This window comes from Metapseudomonas boanensis (assembly GCF_042232855.1).
Taxonomy (GTDB): Bacteria; Pseudomonadota; Gammaproteobacteria; order Pseudomonadales; family Pseudomonadaceae; genus Metapseudomonas; species Metapseudomonas boanensis.
This window is the reverse complement of record NZ_CP113889.1, coordinates 4,001,994-4,020,419: the sequence shown is the minus strand read 5'-3', so window position 1 is coordinate 4,020,419 and position 18,426 is coordinate 4,001,994. Positions and strand designations below refer to the sequence as shown.

General features: G+C 61.3%; 21 protein-coding genes and 1 pseudogene. 10 read left to right on the top strand and 12 right to left on the bottom strand.

Going from position 1 to position 18,426, the window contains the following annotated elements:
• Positions 1-22: 22 nt before the first annotated feature.
• The 10 genes from OXH74_RS18825 to gorA all read right to left on the bottom strand — a co-directional run bounded on the left by OXH74_RS18825 (position 23) and on the right by gorA (position 10,052).
• Positions 23-1,081, bottom strand: coding sequence for an NAD(P)H-dependent flavin oxidoreductase (locus OXH74_RS18825; RefSeq protein ID WP_375738319.1), 1,059 nt, complete (start codon positions 1,079-1,081; stop codon positions 23-25).
• A gap of 93 nt (positions 1,082-1,174) precedes the next feature.
• Positions 1,175-1,621, bottom strand: coding sequence for a GFA family protein (locus tag OXH74_RS18820; protein WP_375738318.1), 447 nt, complete (start codon positions 1,619-1,621; stop codon positions 1,175-1,177).
• A 196-nt stretch (positions 1,622-1,817) separates the two neighbouring features.
• Positions 1,818-2,987: an iron-containing alcohol dehydrogenase gene (locus OXH74_RS18815; RefSeq protein WP_375738317.1), complete on the bottom strand. Its 1,170-nt coding sequence runs from the start codon at positions 2,985-2,987 to the stop codon at positions 1,818-1,820.
• Positions 2,988-2,995: 8 nt separating this feature from the next.
• Entirely contained in the window at positions 2,996-4,387 is a 1,392-nt protein-coding gene (locus OXH74_RS18810) for an aldehyde dehydrogenase family protein (protein WP_375738316.1), read from the bottom strand.
• A 70-nt stretch (positions 4,388-4,457) separates the two neighbouring features.
• On the bottom strand, positions 4,458-5,510 hold the full coding sequence (locus OXH74_RS18805; RefSeq protein ID WP_215369906.1) for a TRAP transporter substrate-binding protein: 1,053 nt from the start codon (positions 5,508-5,510) through the stop codon (positions 4,458-4,460).
• A gap of 168 nt (positions 5,511-5,678) precedes the next feature.
• A complete protein-coding gene (locus OXH74_RS18800) occupies positions 5,679-7,004 on the bottom strand; it encodes a TRAP transporter large permease subunit (protein ID WP_375738315.1) in 1,326 nt (441 codons plus the stop codon).
• The gene (locus OXH74_RS18795) at positions 7,001-7,510 is read right to left on the bottom strand and encodes a TRAP transporter small permease subunit (RefSeq protein WP_375738314.1); all 510 of its coding nucleotides are present in this window, start codon (positions 7,508-7,510) and stop codon (positions 7,001-7,003) included. Before OXH74_RS18795 ends, OXH74_RS18800 begins: the two co-directional genes overlap by 4 nt.
• A 167-nt stretch (positions 7,511-7,677) precedes the next feature.
• Positions 7,678-8,058 (bottom strand): VOC family protein, encoded by a 381-nt coding sequence (locus tag OXH74_RS18790; RefSeq protein WP_375738313.1) that lies wholly within the window; start codon positions 8,056-8,058, stop codon positions 7,678-7,680.
• A gap of 4 nt (positions 8,059-8,062) precedes the next feature.
• Complete coding sequence (locus OXH74_RS18785) at positions 8,063-8,686, bottom strand: trimeric intracellular cation channel family protein (protein WP_215369897.1); 624 nt, start codon at positions 8,684-8,686, stop codon at positions 8,063-8,065.
• Positions 8,687-8,693: 7 nt separating this feature from the next.
• Positions 8,694-10,052 (bottom strand): glutathione-disulfide reductase, encoded by a 1,359-nt coding sequence (gorA, locus tag OXH74_RS18780; protein WP_375738312.1) that lies wholly within the window; start codon positions 10,050-10,052, stop codon positions 8,694-8,696.
• Positions 10,053-10,146: 94 nt separating this feature from the next.
• Here gorA and OXH74_RS18775 point away from each other — a divergent pair, with 94 nt between their 5' ends.
• Entirely contained in the window at positions 10,147-10,569 is a 423-nt protein-coding gene (locus OXH74_RS18775; protein WP_375738311.1) for a VOC family protein, read from the top strand.
• 173 nt (positions 10,570-10,742) lie between these two features.
• Here OXH74_RS18775 and galU read toward each other — a convergent pair whose 3' ends face one another.
• Both galU and OXH74_RS18765 read right to left on the bottom strand, forming a co-directional pair.
• Positions 10,743-11,582: a UTP--glucose-1-phosphate uridylyltransferase GalU gene (gene galU, locus OXH74_RS18770; protein ID WP_215369890.1), complete on the bottom strand. Its 840-nt coding sequence runs from the start codon at positions 11,580-11,582 to the stop codon at positions 10,743-10,745.
• A gap of 384 nt (positions 11,583-11,966) precedes the next feature.
• Complete coding sequence (locus OXH74_RS18765) at positions 11,967-12,251, bottom strand: hypothetical protein (protein WP_375738310.1); 285 nt, start codon at positions 12,249-12,251, stop codon at positions 11,967-11,969.
• A gap of 886 nt (positions 12,252-13,137) precedes the next feature.
• Here OXH74_RS18765 and OXH74_RS18760 point away from each other — a divergent pair.
• The 9 genes and pseudogenes from OXH74_RS18760 to OXH74_RS18720 all read left to right on the top strand — a co-directional run.
• Positions 13,138-13,929: a transporter substrate-binding domain-containing protein gene (locus OXH74_RS18760; protein WP_375738309.1), complete on the top strand. Its 792-nt coding sequence runs from the start codon at positions 13,138-13,140 to the stop codon at positions 13,927-13,929.
• An 81-nt stretch (positions 13,930-14,010) separates the two neighbouring features.
• Complete coding sequence (locus OXH74_RS18755; RefSeq protein WP_375738308.1) at positions 14,011-15,033, top strand: amino acid ABC transporter permease; 1,023 nt, start codon at positions 14,011-14,013, stop codon at positions 15,031-15,033.
• Positions 15,026-15,760 carry an amino acid ABC transporter ATP-binding protein gene (locus tag OXH74_RS18750; RefSeq protein ID WP_375738307.1) on the top strand — a complete coding sequence of 245 codons (735 nt, stop codon included), beginning with the start codon at positions 15,026-15,028 and terminating at the stop codon, positions 15,758-15,760. The genes OXH74_RS18755 and OXH74_RS18750 overlap by 8 nt, the downstream gene beginning before the upstream one ends.
• 683 nt (positions 15,761-16,443) lie before the next feature.
• On the top strand, positions 16,444-16,794 hold the full coding sequence (locus OXH74_RS18745) for a hypothetical protein (protein WP_375738306.1): 351 nt from the start codon (positions 16,444-16,446) through the stop codon (positions 16,792-16,794).
• Positions 16,795-16,818: 24 nt separating this feature from the next.
• The gene (locus tag OXH74_RS18740) at positions 16,819-17,013 is read left to right on the top strand and encodes a hypothetical protein (RefSeq protein ID WP_375738305.1); all 195 of its coding nucleotides are present in this window, start codon (positions 16,819-16,821) and stop codon (positions 17,011-17,013) included.
• Entirely contained in the window at positions 17,010-17,189 is a 180-nt protein-coding gene (locus tag OXH74_RS18735) for a hypothetical protein (RefSeq protein WP_375738304.1), read from the top strand. The genes OXH74_RS18740 and OXH74_RS18735 overlap by 4 nt, the downstream gene beginning before the upstream one ends.
• 50 nt (positions 17,190-17,239) lie before the next feature.
• A complete protein-coding gene (locus OXH74_RS18730; protein WP_375738303.1) occupies positions 17,240-17,545 on the top strand; it encodes a hypothetical protein in 306 nt (101 codons plus the stop codon).
• Between the two features lie 32 nt (positions 17,546-17,577).
• Positions 17,578-17,772, top strand: coding sequence for a hypothetical protein (locus OXH74_RS18725; protein WP_375738302.1), 195 nt, complete (start codon positions 17,578-17,580; stop codon positions 17,770-17,772).
• Between the two features lie 461 nt (positions 17,773-18,233).
• Positions 18,234-18,335, top strand: a pseudogene (locus OXH74_RS18720) (IS5/IS1182 family transposase); the annotation flags it as partial.
• Positions 18,336-18,426: the final 91 nt, after the last annotated feature.

Genomic DNA, 18,426 nt, shown 5'->3' with positions numbered 1-18,426 from the left:
CCGCCCCGTCCAACTTACGTGGCTAACTGCCTTGCATCTCTTTCACCAACAGTTTCACCAGTTCCCCGGCTGGCATCTCCCTTGCTAGCGAGGCGCCCTGCCCGGCCCATTGCACGGCGAAGTCATTGCAGCCCTTGGCGCTGGCGGCCGCATGCAGGGCCTTGGCAACGTCATAGGTGATCGGATAGTCCGGCAGCGTGGGCGCACCGGCGGCGCCTACGTCCGTGAAAAGGCGATTGACCAGCCCGCGCGCCGGGCGGCCGGAGATGGCAGCCGTGATCTGGGTATGCGCAGCACGCTCGCCTTTCAGTGCTTGCCGGTAGGCGGCGTTGGCAGACGACTCCGGGCACGACACGAAGGCCGTACCCAACTGCGCCCCTTCGGCGCCCAGCGCCAACGCAGCCGCAATGCCTTGCCCGTCCATGATGCCGCCCGCAGCGATCACTGGCAGGCGGGAATGCCGTGCGACCAGGCGCACCAGCGCAAAGGTACCGATGCCGGCATCGCCCTTTTCCGGTTCGAACACGCCGCGGTGACCGCCGGCCTCGATGCCTTGGGCAACCACTGCATCAACGCCGGCGCGCTCCACCTGCTCGGCCTCTTCGAGCGTCGTGGCACTGGCCAGCAGGCGAATGCCGGCACGTTTCAGTGCATCAATCCAACCCTGTTCCGGCAGGCCGAAGTGAAAGCTGACCACTGCCGGCCGCTCCGCCAGCAGCACGTCGAGCATTTCCAGGTCGGCGAGGAAGCTTTTGTAAATTTCGCGGATGGCGCCTGGCGGCTCGGCGTCGAACTCTGCGAACAGTGGTCGCAGGTGTTCCAGCCACGCAGCCTCGCGGCAAGGATCGGCCTGCGCGGGGCGGTGGCAGAAGAGATTGACGTTGAACGGTCGGGCGGTCAGTGCACGCGTCTCGGTGATCAGGATACGGGCCTGGGCCGGCGTGCTGGCGCCAATACCGATGGACCCCAGCCCTCCAGCGTTGGACACCGCCGCCGCCAGTTTCGGCGTCGAAACGCCGACCATCGGCGCCTGGATGATGGGATGCTCGATGCTGAGCAGGTCCGTGATGCGATTTTTCATGGCGCAGCCACTCCGTCCTGGGTTGCAATCCGGGCAATCTATCTCTAGCTGCGCAGCCTGGAAAGCCTTGAGACCATCCGCCTGTTGGTCCGGTCAGGCTACCGGCTCACCGCTGTTGGCCCAACCCTGGTGGCGTGGCAACCCATCGTCCGGCAGGGTCAGGAGCGGGTGTTTTGAACGCACGAAGACCCAACGATCCGGTTTGCCGCCGGGGTCGCACTCGCGGTCCAGAGTGGGAATGTGCACCAGCTCGAAGTCCGGGAAACTGTCGACGTGCAGGTACATGTGACAGCCACACTCCGAGCAGAAATAACGGTGGCACGTGGCCTTGGAGTCGAAGCATTTCAGCTTGTTGGCGTTGGCGGTGATTTTGAACGAACTCCTGTCGACCACGGCGATGATCGCCAGCGCGCCACCGCAGGTGTCGGTGCAGTCCGTGCACAGGCAGTAATGCACTTCCGCGGGGCGGGATGTGTACTCATAGCGCACGGGGTTCTCGTCGCAACGACAACCGCCGACGGCCTTGAATGACTCGGTCATGTCCGCTCTCCCTTGAACAGGTTCGGTTCCTGCACAGGCCGGCCACGACCTGTGTGCACCGGTGAGGAGCCTGGTCTGCGGGAGTTGGAAGAACGCCGGGGCATTGCCCCCGGAGCGGGCCAGGGCCCGCGCAGGCACGGATCAGGGAAACCTCACCGCTGCATGTTTCAGATTAGTCAATGCAAACGAAGCTGGCTCAAAGTTCTCCGCGTAGCGCCTTGTCGAACAGCCGACTGTACTGCTCAGCGCTGTAAGCGACGGGGTTGGTGCCGGCGGATGGGTCGACCTCCGCCATGCGCCCGACCCGTTCGACCTGCTGGTCGTCGATGCCGATCTCACCCAGGCTGTGCGGGATACCCAGATCACCGCGCAGTTGCAGGACCCATTCCAGCACGCCGTCGAAGCCTGCCTTCGGCAGGTCGAGGTAACGCCCGACGCGCTCCATCTGCGGCTCGATATGGCTGCGATTGGCCTGGAGCACGTAGGGCATGAGCACAGCATTGAGCAGACCGTGGTGGGCGTCATAAAGGGCGCCCAGGGGGTGTGCCAATGCATGCATGGCGCCCAGGCCACGTTGGAACGCCGTAGCGCCCATGCTGGAGGCCACCAGCATCTGCAGCCGCGCTTCGACGTCGTTGCCGTTGGCAGTCGCACGCGGCAGGTAGTGGCGAACCAGACGCATGCCTTCGAGGGCAATCCCCTCGGCCAGCGGGTGATAGAGCGGCGAGCAGAACGCTTCCAGGCTATGGGACAGCGCGTCCATTCCAGTGGCGGCGGTGATTCTGGGCGGCAGACCGAGAGTCAGCTCCGGGTCGAGGATCACCACGGCCGGCAACATCCGCGCATGGAAGATGATGCGTTTGACCTTGGCCTGATCATCGGTGATCACCGCCGCTCGCCCGACTTCGGAACCGGTTCCAGCGGTGGTCGGCACCGCTACCACCGGCGCCATGGTGGCGACATTCACCCGGCTGGCATTGTCGCCGACGTCTTCGAAGTCCCAGAGCGGGCGGCTTTGCCCCACCATCAAGGCGATGGCCTTGCCAGCGTCCAGTGCCGAGCCGCCACCAAAGGCGATGACGCCGTCATGACTACCCGCCTTGAACGCCACCACGCCATCCATCACGTTGGGCCCTGTGGGGTTGCCCTTGATCTGGAAGAACAGTCCAGCGTTCAACCCATCATCCCGGCACAGGCGCAGGGACTGTTCGATCATGGGCAAACTGGCCAGGCCCGGGTCGGTAACAAGCAACGGAGCACTCATGCCAAGCTCTCGGCAGGCGCTGGCCAGATCGGCGATACGGCCCGCACCGACGCGGATCGAGGTAGGGTAGTTCCAGTTCATGCGGAACGGGGTCATGTCCATGGCGGACCTCACAACTGGGTCTTGAAGTGGAAAGACTTGGGGCGGGTCAGGTGCTCGTAGCCCACGCGCGACAAGGTGCAGCCCCGTCCGGATTTCTTTATGCCGGTCCAGGCCAGGGCCGGGTCAAGATAGTCGCACCGGTTGAGGAAAACGGTGCCGGTTTCCACGCGATCAGCCAGTGCCATCGCGACTTCGGCATCGCGGCTGAAGATGGCGGCGGTCAGCCCATACTGACTGTCGTTCATCAGCGCCAGGGCCTCTTCGTCATCCTGGACTTTCTGTATGCCCACCACGGGGCCGAAGGATTCTTCGGTCATCACCCGCATGCTGTGGTTCACATCGGTCAGCACTTGAGGAGCGAGGTAGGCACTGCCGGCGCGGTCCAGGTCGAACTCGGCAGGGTCAATGTGGGCACGAGCGCCCTGCCCGACCGCCTCGGCCACCTGTCCGCGGACGAAGTCCGCCACATCGGCTCGTACCAGCGGGCCCAGGGTGGTTTCCGGGTCATCCGAGCGGCCCAACCGATATTGCCGCACAAGCGCCACCGACTGCTCGACAAAGTCATCGAAGAGGTCTGCGTGCACATAGATGCGCTCGATGCCGCAGCAAGACTGTCCGGAGTTGAAGAAGGCGCCGTCGATGGCAGTTGCAACAGCCTGGGCCAGATCGGCATCGGCACGCACGTAGGCCGGGTCCTTGCCGCCAAGCTCCAGGCCGGTGCTGATGAAGCGGCCGGCGGCTGCGCGTTCGACCATGGCACCTCCTGCCACGGAACCGGTGAAGGCAACGTGGTGAATGGCCGGTGACTGGATCAGCAACTCGGTGTCCGCGTGGCTCAGATGCAGGAACTGGAACACCCCTTCCGGCAGCCCTGCCTCGACAAAGGCCTCGACCATGCGCTCGGCGCACAGGGGCGTCTGAGCCGAGTGTTTGAGCAACACGCCATTGCCGGCCAGGAGTGCCGGAACCACGGCGTTGACGGCTGTCAGGTAGGGGTAGTTCCAGGGGGCGATCACGAGCGCCAGGCCAAGTGGCTCGCGACGGATCAGCCGGGTGAAGCCAGGCTTCTCAGGTAAATGAATATCCGCCAGGGCCTCGCTGGCGATATCCGCCATGTAGCTGGCGCGTTCGACAAAGCCGCGAATCTCCCCGGGCGCATAGCGAATCGGCCTGCCCATCATCCAGCAGAGCTCCTCGGCCAACTGATCCTCACGCCCGGCAAAGATGTCCAGCGCCTGACGGGTAACGCTGACACGCTCAGCCAACGGCGTCCTCCGCCATTCGTGCTGGGCGCGTTCAGCGCGCTCCAGGGCGCGGGCGATCTCCGCCGCCGAGGCCAACGGCCGCTCGACGTAGACCGAGCCATCAATGGGTGAGATGCAGTGCAATCGCGTCCTCATGGTGTGTCTCCCTATCCAGCAAACGACAACGCCACCACCAGGCAATCAGGCCCGGCGGTGGCGCCCGGTTTCAGTAGCGGTAAGGTGGGCCTGCCTTGGTCATCAGCGCGTTGTATTGCTTGAATATCTCGATGACCTTGGCGCAGCGAGGACTGGTCTTGGCGATCTCGTCCCAGAACTTCAGCGCTTCGTCTTCCACGGTCTTCCATTCTTCGGCCGGAATCGAGGTGAGCTGCAGCTTGGTGCCCTCAACCCGCAGCTTCGCCTCGCCACCCCAGTACCAGTGCTGGCGGTAGTAGTGGGAGCTGTCCATGCAGAGCCGGAACAGGGTCTTCAGGTGCTCAGGCACCTGCGCCCATTTTTCCGAGTTGGCGAAGTAGGAGCCGATCCACGCACCGGAGATGTTGTTGGTGAGGAAGTACTTGGTGACGTTAGCCCAGCCTACGGTGTAGTCCTCGGTGATGCCCGACCAGGCGATGCCGTCCAGCTCTCCGGTCTGGACCGCAACCTCAACGTCTTCCCAGGGCAGGGTCACTGGAATGACGCCGAACCGGGCGAGGAACTTGCCCGCCGTGGGGAAGGTGAAGACGCGCTTGCCCTTGAGGTCCGCCAGACTGCGGATAGGCTGGACGGTGGCGAAGTTACAGGGGTCCCAGGAACCTGCGCCCAGCCAGGTAACGCCCTTGACCTCTGCATAGGCCTCTTCCCAGATCTTGTTCAGGCCCCATTGGTGGAACAGCGTCGGCACATCCAGGCTGTAACGCGTGGCGAAGGGGAAGTAGCCCCCGAACACGGCCACATCGACGGGTGCGGCGATGGAGTCGTCATCGCTCTGCACCGCATCGATGGTGCCCTTCTGCATGGCGCGGAACAGCTCGCCAGTGGGCACCAGTTGGTCAGCGAAGTAGAGTTGGATTTCCATCTCGCCATTGGCGGCCTTGTTGAAGGCATCGATGGAAGGTTTGATTACATGCTCGGCCAGCGCCGGCCCGGCATAAGTCTGCAGGCGCCAGGTGATCTTCTTGGTCGACTGGGCATGCACGAAAGGTGCGCCCAGGGTCGTAGCACCGACCGCGCTGGTCGCAACGGCGGCAGATTTGAGGAACGTGCGTCTTGTACTCATGCGGTTAACCTCCAGGCGTGTGGATGGGGGTGCGATGCACCCGCACAACCCTGCCCCACCCGCGGCGGAGCAGTTTTCTCAGGTCGGCAAATGGCCCCTCTCTGTTTCACCTTGACTGTCACGCATGGAACTGCCGCCTGACGTGCTGCCGGTCCTGAAGTTTCATGGTCAACGCCCGTAGTGCCACTGGGGCAACCACAGGGCGATCTGCGGAAAGATCATCACCACGGCCAGGGCAATTGCCATGATGATCACAAAGGGGGTGACCGAGACGTAGATGTCTCTCAGCGTGACCTCGGGTGGCGCCATCGCGCGCATGAGGAACAGGTTGTAGCCGAAGGGTGGCGTCATGTAGGCCATCTGGCAGGTGATGGTGTAGAGCACGCCATACCAGATGAGGTCGAAACCCAGCGCCCCCACCAGGGGCACGTATAGAGGGGCGACGATCACCAGCATCGCGGTGTCATCGAGGAACATGCCCATCAGGATGAACGACAGCTGCATCAGGATAAGGATCTCCCAGGGGCCAAGGCCCATTTGCTGTACGAAGAGCCCTTCGATGGCCTTCACCGCACCCAGCCCGTCGAAGACGGCGCCAAAGCACAGGGCGGCGAGGATGATCCACATGAACATGCAGCTGATGCCGAGTGTCTTGCGCAGGGTTTCCTCCATCACCTTGGCGGTCAGGCGCCCCTGGAACAGCGCCGCCAGGGTGGCCGCCAAGGCCCCTACGGCGGAACTTTCCACCAGGCTGGTGTAACCGAGCAGGAACAGGCCGGTCATGGTTCCGAATATGAACAACGGCACCAAGCCGGCACGAAGCAGTCGAAAGCGCTCGCCCCAACTGATCCGCTGTCGCTCCTCCAGAGGCAGCGGAGGCCCCAGCTGCGGCTGCAGGCGGCAGCGAATCACGATGTAAACGATGAACATCGCGGCCATCATCAGACCCGGGAAAACACCCGCGAGCCAGAGCTGACCGACAGGTTGACGCGCAATCATGCCGTAGAGCACCAGCACCACACTGGGCGGAATGAGGATGCCCAGGGTGCTGCCCGCCTGGATCACGCCGGTGACCATGATCTTGTCGTAGCCTCGTCGCAGCAGCTCAGGCATGGCGATGGTGGCACCAATGGCCATGCCGGCAACGCTGAGGCCATTCATGGCAGCGATGACGACCATCAGCAGGATCGTGCCGATGGCCAGCCCACCAGGCAAAGGCCCCATCCAGACGTGGAACATGCGGTAGAGATCATCCGCGATGCGCGATTCCGACAGCATGTAGCCCATGAAGACGAACATCGGCAGGGTCAGGAGCGGATACCATTTCATCAGCTTCATGGCCGCGCTGAAGGCCATCTCCGATCCCCCGTCCCCCCAGAGCAGCATCGAAGCGGCAGCCGCAACGAATCCGATGGCACCAAATACCCGCTTGCCGGTGAGGAGCAGCAACATCATCGAGCTGAACATGAGCAGGGCGATCAGCTCATAACTCATGGCAGCTCCCTGCCGAGGGCGATGGCGAGGTCCCGGAAGAAAGTGGCGGTGGCCTGTAGCAGCATGAGCAGGATGCCAAAGGTCATGATCAGCTTGATCGGCGCCATCTGCGGCGACCAGGAGGAATAGCTGGTTTCCTTGTATTCGAGCGCGTACTGGCTTGAGGAGACCCCGCCGTATAACAGCATCACCAGGTAGAAGAGGAGGAAGACCACGGTCAGCGCATCGAGGATCGCCCGGGTCCGGGGCTTCAGGTGGCTGTAAAGCAGGTCCATGCGCACATGGGCGTCGAGCTGCATGGAATAGGCGCCACCGAGCAGAAAGTAGGCGACCATCAGGAACTGCGCGGTTTCCAGGGTCCAGATGGAGGGCTGGAAGAACGTCTTTGAGACGGAGGAGTACAACAGTACGCCCAGCATCACGAAGATCAGGTACATGGCGAACCGCCCAATCAGGCGATTGAACCACTCCACTGCTCTTACGTAGGCCCGTATGGCGTCGAACATGCCGCAACACCTGCGGAAGTTGTCGTATCTCGAAACTCTAGTAGATGAATACGGAATGCCAACTCGGAGCCCAGTCTGCCCCTCCAGGCGAGCAAACGGCAGTGACCAGCCGCTTAGCCCGGACTGAAGTCTGGACTACACGGTTGGTTTCAGAGCGAGCCGGGCAATCAGTCCGAGTAACGGCCGACCTCGATGAGGTTGCCGTCGGGATCACGAAAATACACCGATTCGATAGGTCCAAGAGCTCCGGTACGCGCTACGGGTCCCTCCTCGACATCGACACCCTGCTCCGCCAGGTGATCCAGCACTCGCTCCAGCGGCCAGCGCGTGATCAGGCAGAGATCGATTGCGCCGGGTACCGGGCGTGTGGCCTTGGGTTCGAACTCTCTGCCCGCCTGGTGCAGGTTGAACTTCTGCTGGCCGAACACCAGCGCACTGCGGCCATTGCCGAAGGTTTCATGACGCATGCCCAGCACACGCTGATAGAAATCCACGGTGCGCGGGATGTCTTCCACGGTGAGCACCAGATGATCGATTCGCTCCAGCATGGGTTCAGTCCCTGTCCAACAGATGAAAACGCGGCAGCGACAGCCGCCAGTGAATTGCCGCCAGACGGATCAGCAGCACCACCGACATCGCCAGCAGGGTTACCAGCCAGGCGGGCAAGATCAGCTCACGCAGGCCGATGAAGGCCAACGAGCCGGCAATACAGGCGATGGCGTAGATCTCTTTCTGGAAGATCAGCGGAATCTCGTTGCAGATGATGTCGCGCATCACCCCGCCCGCAACCGCGGTGATCACCCCCATGATCACCGCCGTGCCTGGTTGCAGGTGGTGCTGCAGGGCTACTTCGGTGCCATAGACCGTGAACACCGCCAAGCCGAAGGCATCCGCCAGCAGCAGCCCGGTTTCATTGATGGGCCGAGTCAGGCGCACCCACAGCACGGTACCTACCGCCGCCAGGGACGCAATCAGGATGTAGGTGTCGTCACGGATCCAGCTCACCGGATGGTTGCCGAGGATCACATCGCGCAGGGTGCCACCACCCAGCGCGGTAATGATGGCAATGACCAGCACGCCGAACAGGTCCATGGACTTCCGGCCGGCCATCAGCGCACCAGTGATGGCGAAGACTGCCACACCGAAGAGGTCGGAGAAATAAAAAAGCGGGCCCATGCTCTGTTCAGGCCCCCACTGGCGAACGCATGGTCACGAACTCTTCGGCTGCCGTTGGATGCACACCAATGGTCTCGTCGAAGATCTGCTTGGTGGCGCCTGCCTTGAGCGCAACGGCCAAGCCCTGGACGATCTCGCCGGCCTCCGGCCCAACCATGTGGCAACCGAGAACGCGGTCGCTGTCGACATCCACCACCAGCTTCATCAGGGTGCGCTCCTGGCACTCGGTGAGCGTCAGCTTCATCGGCCGGAAGCGGCTTTCGAAAACCTTCACCTCGTAGCCCTGTGAGCGTGCCTGGTCCTCGGTCAAGCCAACCGTGCCGATATTCGGAAGGCTGAACACGGCGGTCGGAATCATGGCGTAGTCCACCGGGCGATATTCCTCGGGCTTGAACAACCGACGGGCAACGGCCATCCCTTCCGCCAGGGCCACCGGGGTGAGCTGCACGCGACCGATCACATCGCCCAATGCCAGGATCGACGGCTCTGTGGTCTGATATTGCTCATCGACCTTGATGAATCCGCGCGGGTCCAGTTCGACACTCGTGTTTTCCAGGCCCAGATTGTCGAGCATGGGCCGGCGCCCCGTGGCGTAGAACACACAATCGGTTTCCAGGTGTCGGCCATCCTTGAGCGTCACCAGCAAGCTGCCGTCGGGCTGCCTCTCGATATGGGTGATGTCGGTGTTGAATTGCAGGTTGAGGCCCTTCTTGCCCAGCTCATCGCGCAGGTGGTGGCGCACCGCATCATCGAAGCCACGCAGGAACAGCTCTTTGCGATAGAGCAATGAAGTCTGTGCACCCAAACCGTGGAAAATCGAAGCGAACTCGACGGCGATATAGCCGCCACCCACTACCAGCACACGCTTGGGCAAGCGTTCGAGGAAGAAAGCTTCATTGGAACTGATGGCATGCTCGCGCCCCGGGATGTCGGGAATCTGCGGCCAGCCACCGGTGGCAATGAGGATGTTACGGGCAGTGCAGCGCTGGCCATCGACCTCTACCGTGTGCGGATCGACCAGGCGCGCATGGCCCTCCAGCAGAGTGACACCGCTGTTGACCAGCAGATTTCGGTAAATGCCATTGAGCCGATGGATTTCGCGGTTCTTGTTAGCGATCAGGGTTGGCCAATCGAAACCAGCCTCGGCCAGCGACCAGCCGAATCCCTTGGCCTGCTCGAAGTCTTCGGCGAAATGAGCGCCATAGACCAGCAGCTTCTTCGGCACACAGCCGACGTTGACGCAAGTGCCGCCCAGATAGCGGCTCTCGGCGACGGCCACTCGGGCACCAAAACCGGCCGCGAATCGCGCAGCACGAACACCGCCGGAACCAGCACCAATGACGAAAAGGTCGAAGTCGTAAGCCATGAAAAGTCTCCAGAATCAGGTTGCCAGCATACCGGAAGATCTGTCTCTGGCCAGTTGCCGAGCCTATCCTTGGATCATCGAAGGAGGACTGCCTATGCGCCCCACCCTGACCCATATCGCGCTGCACGTTCCACAGCTGCAGCCCTGCATCGACTTCTATGCGACGTTCTGCGGGATGCGGGTCATCCACGAGCGCGCCGGCAAAGGGTCGAGGATTGTCTGGATGGCCGAGCCGGGCAAGGAACACCAGTTCATCCTGGTGATCATGCCGGGCGGCCAGGACCGGCACCTGGCAACAGACGACTACAGCCACTTCGGATTCGCCGTTGAAAGCCGCGAGAGCGTCGACGCCATCGCTGCGCAGGCCGAAGCCGCCGGCTGCCTGATCTGGCCCCCTAGGGACGAGCCGTACCCCGTCGGCTATTACTGCGGCCTGCGTGATCCTGCCGGGAACTACGTGGAGTTCAGCTACGGCCAGCCCCTGGGTCCAGGTTCGGAAGCATTACCGATACCCTGAGCGGAGTCGGGCAGCAGCCCCAATAAAGGTTGATGGGCAGACCGGCGGCCTGCTTTACGAACGAGTTCGCATCCACACGCTTTCGCAGCAATGGCGGGCAAGACGATTACCCCAGCCCCTTCAAATGAAAGAGCCCCGCATTGCGGGGCTCTTTCATTCATCGACAAGATCGATCAGTAAGCCTTGCCGGTCTTGTAGAGGTTCTCGAAGCAGTAGTTGGTGGCGTCGATATAGCCTTCCGCACCACCGCAGTCGAAGCGCTTGCCCTTGAATTTGTAAGCCAATACGCAACCGTCCTGGGCCTGCTTCATCAGCGCGTCGGTGATCTGGATTTCACCGCCTTTGCCCGGCTCGGTCTCCTCGATCAGTTGGAAGATGTCGGGAGTGAGGATGTAACGACCAATGATTGCCAGGTTGGACGGGGCATCTTCCGGCTTGGGCTTCTCGACCATGCTGTTCACACGGTAGATGTCGTCACGGATCATCTCGCCGGAGATCACGCCGTACTTGGAGGTTTCCTCCGGCGGCACTTCCTGAATGGCGACGATGGAGCAACGGAACTGGTTGTACAGCTTCACCATCTGGGTCAGTACGCCATCGCCGCCGAGGTTCAGGCACAGGTCATCGGCCAGCACCACGGCAAACGGCTCATCACCGATCAGTGGGCGACCGCTGAGGATGGCGTGGCCCAGGCCCTTCATTTCGACCTGACGGGTGTAGGAGAAGCTGCACTCGTCGATCAGGCGACGGATGCCGACCAGGTATTTCTCCTTGTCGGTACCGCGAATCTGATGTTCCAGCTCGTAGCTGATGTCGAAGTGGTCTTCGAGAGCACGCTTGCCACGACCGGTAACGATGGAAATCTCATTGAGACCAGCGTCGAGGGCCTCTTCAACGCCGTACTGGATCAGTGGTTTGTTTACCACTGGCAGCATTTCCTTGGGCATCGCCTTGGTTGCTGGCAGGAAGCGAGTACCGTAACCAGCAGCAGGGAACAGGCATTTCTTGATCATTTCGTACCTTGAAATGTTGAAGGGTTGGCAAATTGGCGCGCAGTCTAATCACGCGGCACACGCCTTACAATGCCCACTTGTGGGCCGTTCAATGCCCCGATAGCTGAAACCCCATCCAGCGCATACGCCAGCTCGAAAAGGTTACGTCCATGGAAGATCGCGGGCATGCGCATAAGACCGCGGATTGGCTCGAAGTTCGGCAGGCGGAACCGCGCCCACCCGATACCTGGCACCGATCACGCTCAGGCGCACCGCAAAACCTCCAATTTTGGCATCTAGACCAGATATTGCGGATATTCCAGATGACCAGGCGGTGGCATACAGATGACAGAGGCAAGAAGCGCGAAAAACTCAAGGGTGGCAGCAAAGGATCGGGGCGCCGGCTCAAGGCAAGGCCACCACATCCGTGAGCTCGACCTCGACCAGAGCCTCGTTGGTTTCGTAGGGAAGCGGCTTGTCACTGTAAGCAGCGAGCATCGACCAGTGCTGGTCGAGCCCTGCGCCAATGGCCGCCAGATGATCGATCATCCGGCTTCCTGCACTTTTTACAGCAGGGTCCTCACTGCGCATCATCTCGAACGACATCTCACTCATTGCTGCAGTGAGGTGCGTAAGACTGCGCGTTGCCAGGCTAAGCAAACGCACGAGTTGCTGTTCTTTCGATTCCATTCGACTCCTCTCATTCCCCTGAGTAACTCAGGTCCCTCCATGGCTGAACTGCCCAACCAATATTACAGAGCAACCGCACTGCGGCTTCAGACCCCACATACAATCTTGCATGAAAGGCCCGACAGAAGTGCCATGCTACCTGCCTCGTTGGTTAGCCGGAAGCTCTACCCGCTCCGTCTGGCAGGGACGCTCGCCATGACACGACGGGGAGTGACTTGCCGACGCCCCGTGAGCCAATCAATTCACATCATGATGGCCCGGCATCCGACAAAGAAAAGCCCGCGCGCGGCGGGCTTTGGGTCATTGTTAGTAGGTGGCCGGCGCTGGTCTCCGGCTTGCAAGGTTTATCAGGACTCTGACAGAAAAGATTTGACCTCTTCTGCTTCACACGGCGTAAGGGCTGGGTCTCATCTTGGAGATCTTTCTAACCGTGTACCCTTGGGAACGCGCCCCACGTTTCCTTGCTATCCACTTGCGCATCAGTCTGCGTACCCACCTACTGAATTAAAGATAGCAACCCCCCTCGTCCTCGCCAGGCGATTATTAGACTGTTTTCTTTAAAGCAGGCCACCGTCTCAAGCCTTGAAGGCACTTGAGGCCACCGAACGCCGAGCGATTCGTACCAGGCACCTCTGCCGGGCGGTAGCAATCCATGGGCGGAGATATGCCGAGCGAGAAAAAAATACCCATCAGCAGTAACGCCAAGTAGCAAGCTGTGGTTTCCAACACCAGGAAGTTACCACCAGCATTCGCCGCCGCCCCGTATGAGCAAGGGTTTCAGCATGACCCGCAGAGTTGGTCCGCGCCTTGCATTGTATATACAGGTCCTGTCATTTAATGACGTGTCCACACAAATACCCTGCCTGTACAACAAGAAGAGATGCCCATGAGAAAAATCCTCTCGATGCTTTTGCTTTCAGCCTGCACGCTCACCGGTCTGGCACACGCTGGCGCCATCGACGATGCGGTCAAGCGCGGCACCCTGCGGGTCGGCATGGACCCCACCTACATGCCCTTCGAGATGACCAACAAGCGCGGTGAGATCATCGGCTTCGAAGTCGACCTGCTGAAGGCCATGGCCAAGTCGATGGGCGTGAAGCTGGAGCTGGTGTCCACCAGCTACGACGGCATCATTCCGGCGCTGCTGACCGACAAGTTCGACATGATCGGCTCCGGCATGACCCTGACCCAGGAGCGCAACCTGCGCATCAACTTCTCCGAGCCCTTCATCGTGGTCGGCCAGACCCTGCTGATCCGCAAGGAGCTGCAAGGCAAGATCAAGTCCTACAAGGACCTCAACGACGCCCAGTACCGCATCACCTCGAAGGTCGGCACCACCGGCGAAATGGTCGCCAAGAAACTGATCGCCAAGGCCCAGTACCACGGCTTCGAGAACGAGCAGGAAGCGGTGATGGACGTGGTCAACGGCAAGGCCGATGCCTTCATCTACGACGCGCCCTACAACGTGGTCGCAGTGAACAAGGCCGGCGCCGGCAAGCTGGTGTTCCTCGAAGAGCCCTTCACCTACGAGCCCCTGGCCTTCGGCCTGAAGAAAGCTGATTACGACAGCCTCAACTGGATCAATAACTACCTGCGCCAGGCCAAGGAAGACGGCAGCTATGCGCGCATCCATGCCAAGTGGTTCAAGAGCACGGACTGGCTCAAGGAAATGGAATAAGAAGCACGGCACTCGGCGGGGCCGCATGAATATCAGGTCCCAGCCGATTGCAACCTTGAAGCCTGAGGCTGAGATCTCTCCATGAATACGCAAAAAAGACTCCAATTGCCTTGGCAAGCGCTCACGAAACGCACCACGGGGATACGTACACAAGGAACCAGCCCGCTGCCATGGCACCTTCTGACAGGTCTGATCCTGATCGCACTGGCCTACGGCCTCTGGTATTCCACCTCGCTGATGTCCTACGAGTGGCGCTGGAACCGCGTACCGCAGTATTTCGCCTACGAGGCCCAGGACTCCCAGCGTGCCGCCGGCTACGCTCGGGTCGAAGCGATCGAGAAACAAGGCACTAATGCCCGCGTGACACTGGTCGGGGATGAGGGAGCCAAGCAGGTACTGTTGGTTGCGCATGACAGCCTTCAGGTTTCACAGGGCGACGATGTGTCCGAGGGCGATGTGGTAGGTGTGACCCGCCACTGGGCCGCCGGGCCATTGTTCTGGGGGCTCTGGACCACCCTGTGGATTTCCGTGCTATCCGGCGCTCTGGGCCTGATGATCGGCCTGTTCACCGGCCTCTGCCGCCTGTCGAAAAACCCGACCCTGCGTGACCTGTCCACCGTTTATGTCGAATTGGTGCGCGGCACGCCGCTGCTGGTGCAGATCTTCATTTTCTACTTCTTCATCGGCACGGTGCTGAACCTGTCCCGCGAGTTCGCCGGGGTGGCGGCGCTGGCACTGTTCACCGGTGCCTACGTTGGCGAAATCATCCGCGCCGGCGTGCAGTCCATCGCCCGCGGGCAGAACGAGGCCGCTCGCTCTCTGGGCCTCACCGCCGGGCAGTCGATGCGCCACGTGATCCTGCCGCAGGCGCTCAAGCGCGTGCTGCCGCCACTGGCCGGGCAGTTCATCAGCCTGGTCAAGGACACCTCGCTGGTCTCGGTGATCGCCATTACCGAACTGACCAAAAGCGGTCGCGAGGCAATCACCACATCCTTCTCGACCTTCGAGATCTGGTTCTGCGTCGCCGCGCTCTACTTGCTCATCAACCTGCCCCTGTCGCAAATCGCCAATCGTCTGGAGCGGAGGCTCGCGCAAAGTGATTGAAGTCCATAACCTGGTAAAAACCTTCAATGCCCGCGGCCAGCTGGTCCGCGCGGTGGACAACGTTGGCACCTCGGTAGCCCGGGGTGAAGTGCTGGTCGTGCTGGGGCCATCCGGCTCCGGCAAGTCCACCTTCCTGCGCTGCCTGAACGGTCTGGAGGAGCTGGACTCCGGCTCGGTGATCATCGACGGCGTCGACCTGGCCGACCCGAAGACCGACGTGAACGCCTACCGCCGTGAGGTGGGCATGGTGTTCCAACACTTCAACCTATTCCCGCACATGACCGTGCTGGAAAACCTCTGCCTGGCCCAGAAGGTGGTGCGCAAGCGCGGCAAGGCCGAGCGTGAGGACAAGGCCCGCGCGCTGCTGGCCAAGGTCGGCATCGCGCAGAAGGCCAACGAGTACCCCTCGCGCCTCTCTGGCGGCCAGCAGCAGCGCGTGGCCATCGCCCGAGCCCTGTGCATGGAACCGAAAGTGATGCTGTTCGACGAGCCCACTTCGGCGTTGGACCCGGAAATGGTCGGCGAGGTGCTCGACGTCATGAAGACCCTGGCTCAGGAAGGCATGACCATGGTCTGCGTCACCCACGAGATGGGCTTCGCCCGTGAAGTGGCCGACCGCGTGCTGTTCTTCGACCACGGCAAGCTGCTGGAAGACGCGCCGCCCGCGCAATTCTTCGCCCAGCCCCAAGACCCGCGCGCGCAGAGCTTCCTGCGGCAAGTGCTCTGACGGCAAGTGAGTAATGGGCATTGAGGGCCGCCTTGCGGCCCTTGGCATAAAAGCCCCTCCCCCTCTGGGAGAGGGGTTACCGCGAGGGAAGCCGGGAACAGCCTGGTTCGCCGAAGCCTGAACTGAACGTCACAAGCCCGATGCAGCCCGTCAATCGTAATCACGCCCTCTGCATCTCACCTCTTTCCTGTACACCTCGCGCGAGGCGTCGATACTCACCCGGCACGGACCATCCCGGAAATCGCGGTGCCATTCGCCACGCCGCCAAGTCTTGCCGCGGCCGTGCGGACACTTGATCACTTTCCTGTAGTAACCATCATCGGACACCTCCCTGACCCGGCAAGGACCGTCCCTGTATTCGTCAGCCCAATCGCCGTCACCTCGATCCCGCCGATGATCAGCCAGGGCATCCCCCGCAGTGGTGCCAACAGCGGCAAGTACGAGAAACATGCCCAGCAACGGTCCTACCTTCATTCCAAAACCTCGATTCCGAGATGCCAAGAGAAAGCCGGCGCGTCAGCGTGCTTTCCGAATAGCACCTGGCCCAGCGGAACCTCAGACAACCGGCCGAGCACTTTTGCTTCCCTCCATGCACAAACTTCACGCTGAGCAAGTAAGCCTTGGCGCCCCATCCCACTGGTCAGCTGCACCATTGGCCCGGCATCGCTCGACCTGGATCAAGCATGACCACATCTACGGCACATAGTCGTAGCGCGCTGCTTGCCGAACTGCAGGGCATCTTCTGGATCTATGCGAATGACATCGAGCGCTTCACACAAATCTTTCTCGAAATACAGATGCTCCGATTTGAAGCAGCCGTCAGAGAGATACACCCCCACAAACACAACCTCCACTACGCCATAGAACAATCCCACCATGACGGAGCAGAGACGACGGTGGCCAACCTCGAAGGCGTGTTCTTCTGCGTCCGGGTACCTGCCGATGAACTGCTGGTAGACGTAGCTGCGATCCATCGTTTTCTCCTTTCCGACGCCATGCCGGACACCCAACAAATAGACCACTCAATGTCATAACGCCATTACGGCAAAAGGGTCGCCATGACCAACTACTACCCCAAAGGTTGCCGGTGCAGCGCCTGCGCCAAGCGCGACGACGACTGCTCCGCCCTTCCCTTTCACACCATGCCGGTACACCGGCTAGACGGTGCCGATGCGGTCGTCATCTGCAGCGAGTTCCGCCAGGCCAACCACGACGCATCGCTGAAGGCCGGCGGAGGCAGGAACAGGCGATGACCCCGACCATCTGCCGCCGCAGCATGCGCCCTGTGTCGGAATGCCCCTTCGAAGAGCGCAGTGTCACCCCCAGTGAATGGGAGCCCAGCCTGGAGCACGTCACCCCGATCTGCTCCAAGTGCGGCGAATGGGCCAGCGCCACCCGCGAACGCGCACAGAACCAACCCGCGTCCTGATCCGTCCCCTACCTACTCAGCTTGGCGTTACCGCCAGGGAGGGCTTTGCCATGTCTGAATTCTCCATGCCGCTTTCAGAGCTGGTCATGGCCTATGAACTGCGCCAGTCCGACTGCTCCTGGAAGCGCATCGCGTTGGGCCTCGGCTGCGACTGGAAGCTGCTGAAGGATTGGATACGCAACCTGGAGCTCGGCGGCCTGAGCAACAACCGCCGGAAGATCCCTGCGGAATCTGTAGCGACAGCCATTGAGATGCGCGGCCATGGCCTCGGCTGGCAGTCGATCGCCGACTACCTGAAGGTTGATCGAGACAGCCTGCGCTGGGCGGTCCACCGCGAACAACACAAACCCTATTGATACGGACATCGATCGTCCGAAGGAAGGAATCCATGAGCCTCGACGTATCCCCCGCCATGCGTCAGATCGAAGCACAGCTGGCCGCCAACCGCATCGCCACCCTCGAGTCCCTGCTCCGTGACGCCCACAAGCACGTGGGCCACTGCGCCAGCCCTGGCGCCATGACCTGCCGCGAGAAGATCACTCAGTACTTCGCCGACTTCCGGCCAATGGAGCAACAGCTATGAGCGACCTGATTTGCAAGAAAACCATGATGCGGTGGCTTGGAGTCATGGTCCCGTGTGGGGCACGCGGACCAGATACTGCTCTAGGTTGTGCTCGCCATTAAAAAGAAGATCGAAATGCACGCCGCTCTCAATAAAAAAGTTCAGGCTAAAGCCCTTCTCGACGGGCACGCGAATGTGCAAGAAACCTCCACCGAGACATGGGGGCGGCGGTGGGGATTTCTGACGCTGGAAGCGTCTTAGACACTCATCCTGTAAGGCCACTGAGTACCTGAGGCCTTGCTTCTCCAGGAACGCTCTCACCTCCGTGATCGGGATTCCAGGCCACTTGCTCGGCCTGGGCCCAAGCGTGTTCAGTACAGTGCTGGATGTTTCGCGAGCTACTTTCATCCTGATAGTCCTCGGCGCCCCCCGCCGCCCCCACGCTGAGACCCCATGCGGAGCTGCCTGGGGCCTCAGAGGTAGTGCATTTGATGCAAAACTGGTTCGGCTACAGCGACCCAGCGATGGAGGGAGCTCTTTACGGGACAACCATCCTGCGCCAGTTCGCGGGGGTGAGCCTGGAGTGGCCTATGAGATCAATACTGAGTTGCCACAAGTTCGCATACACCACGAGCGGTTGTTTCGAGTCAACTCTGGCCGGCCACGACCGGCAGC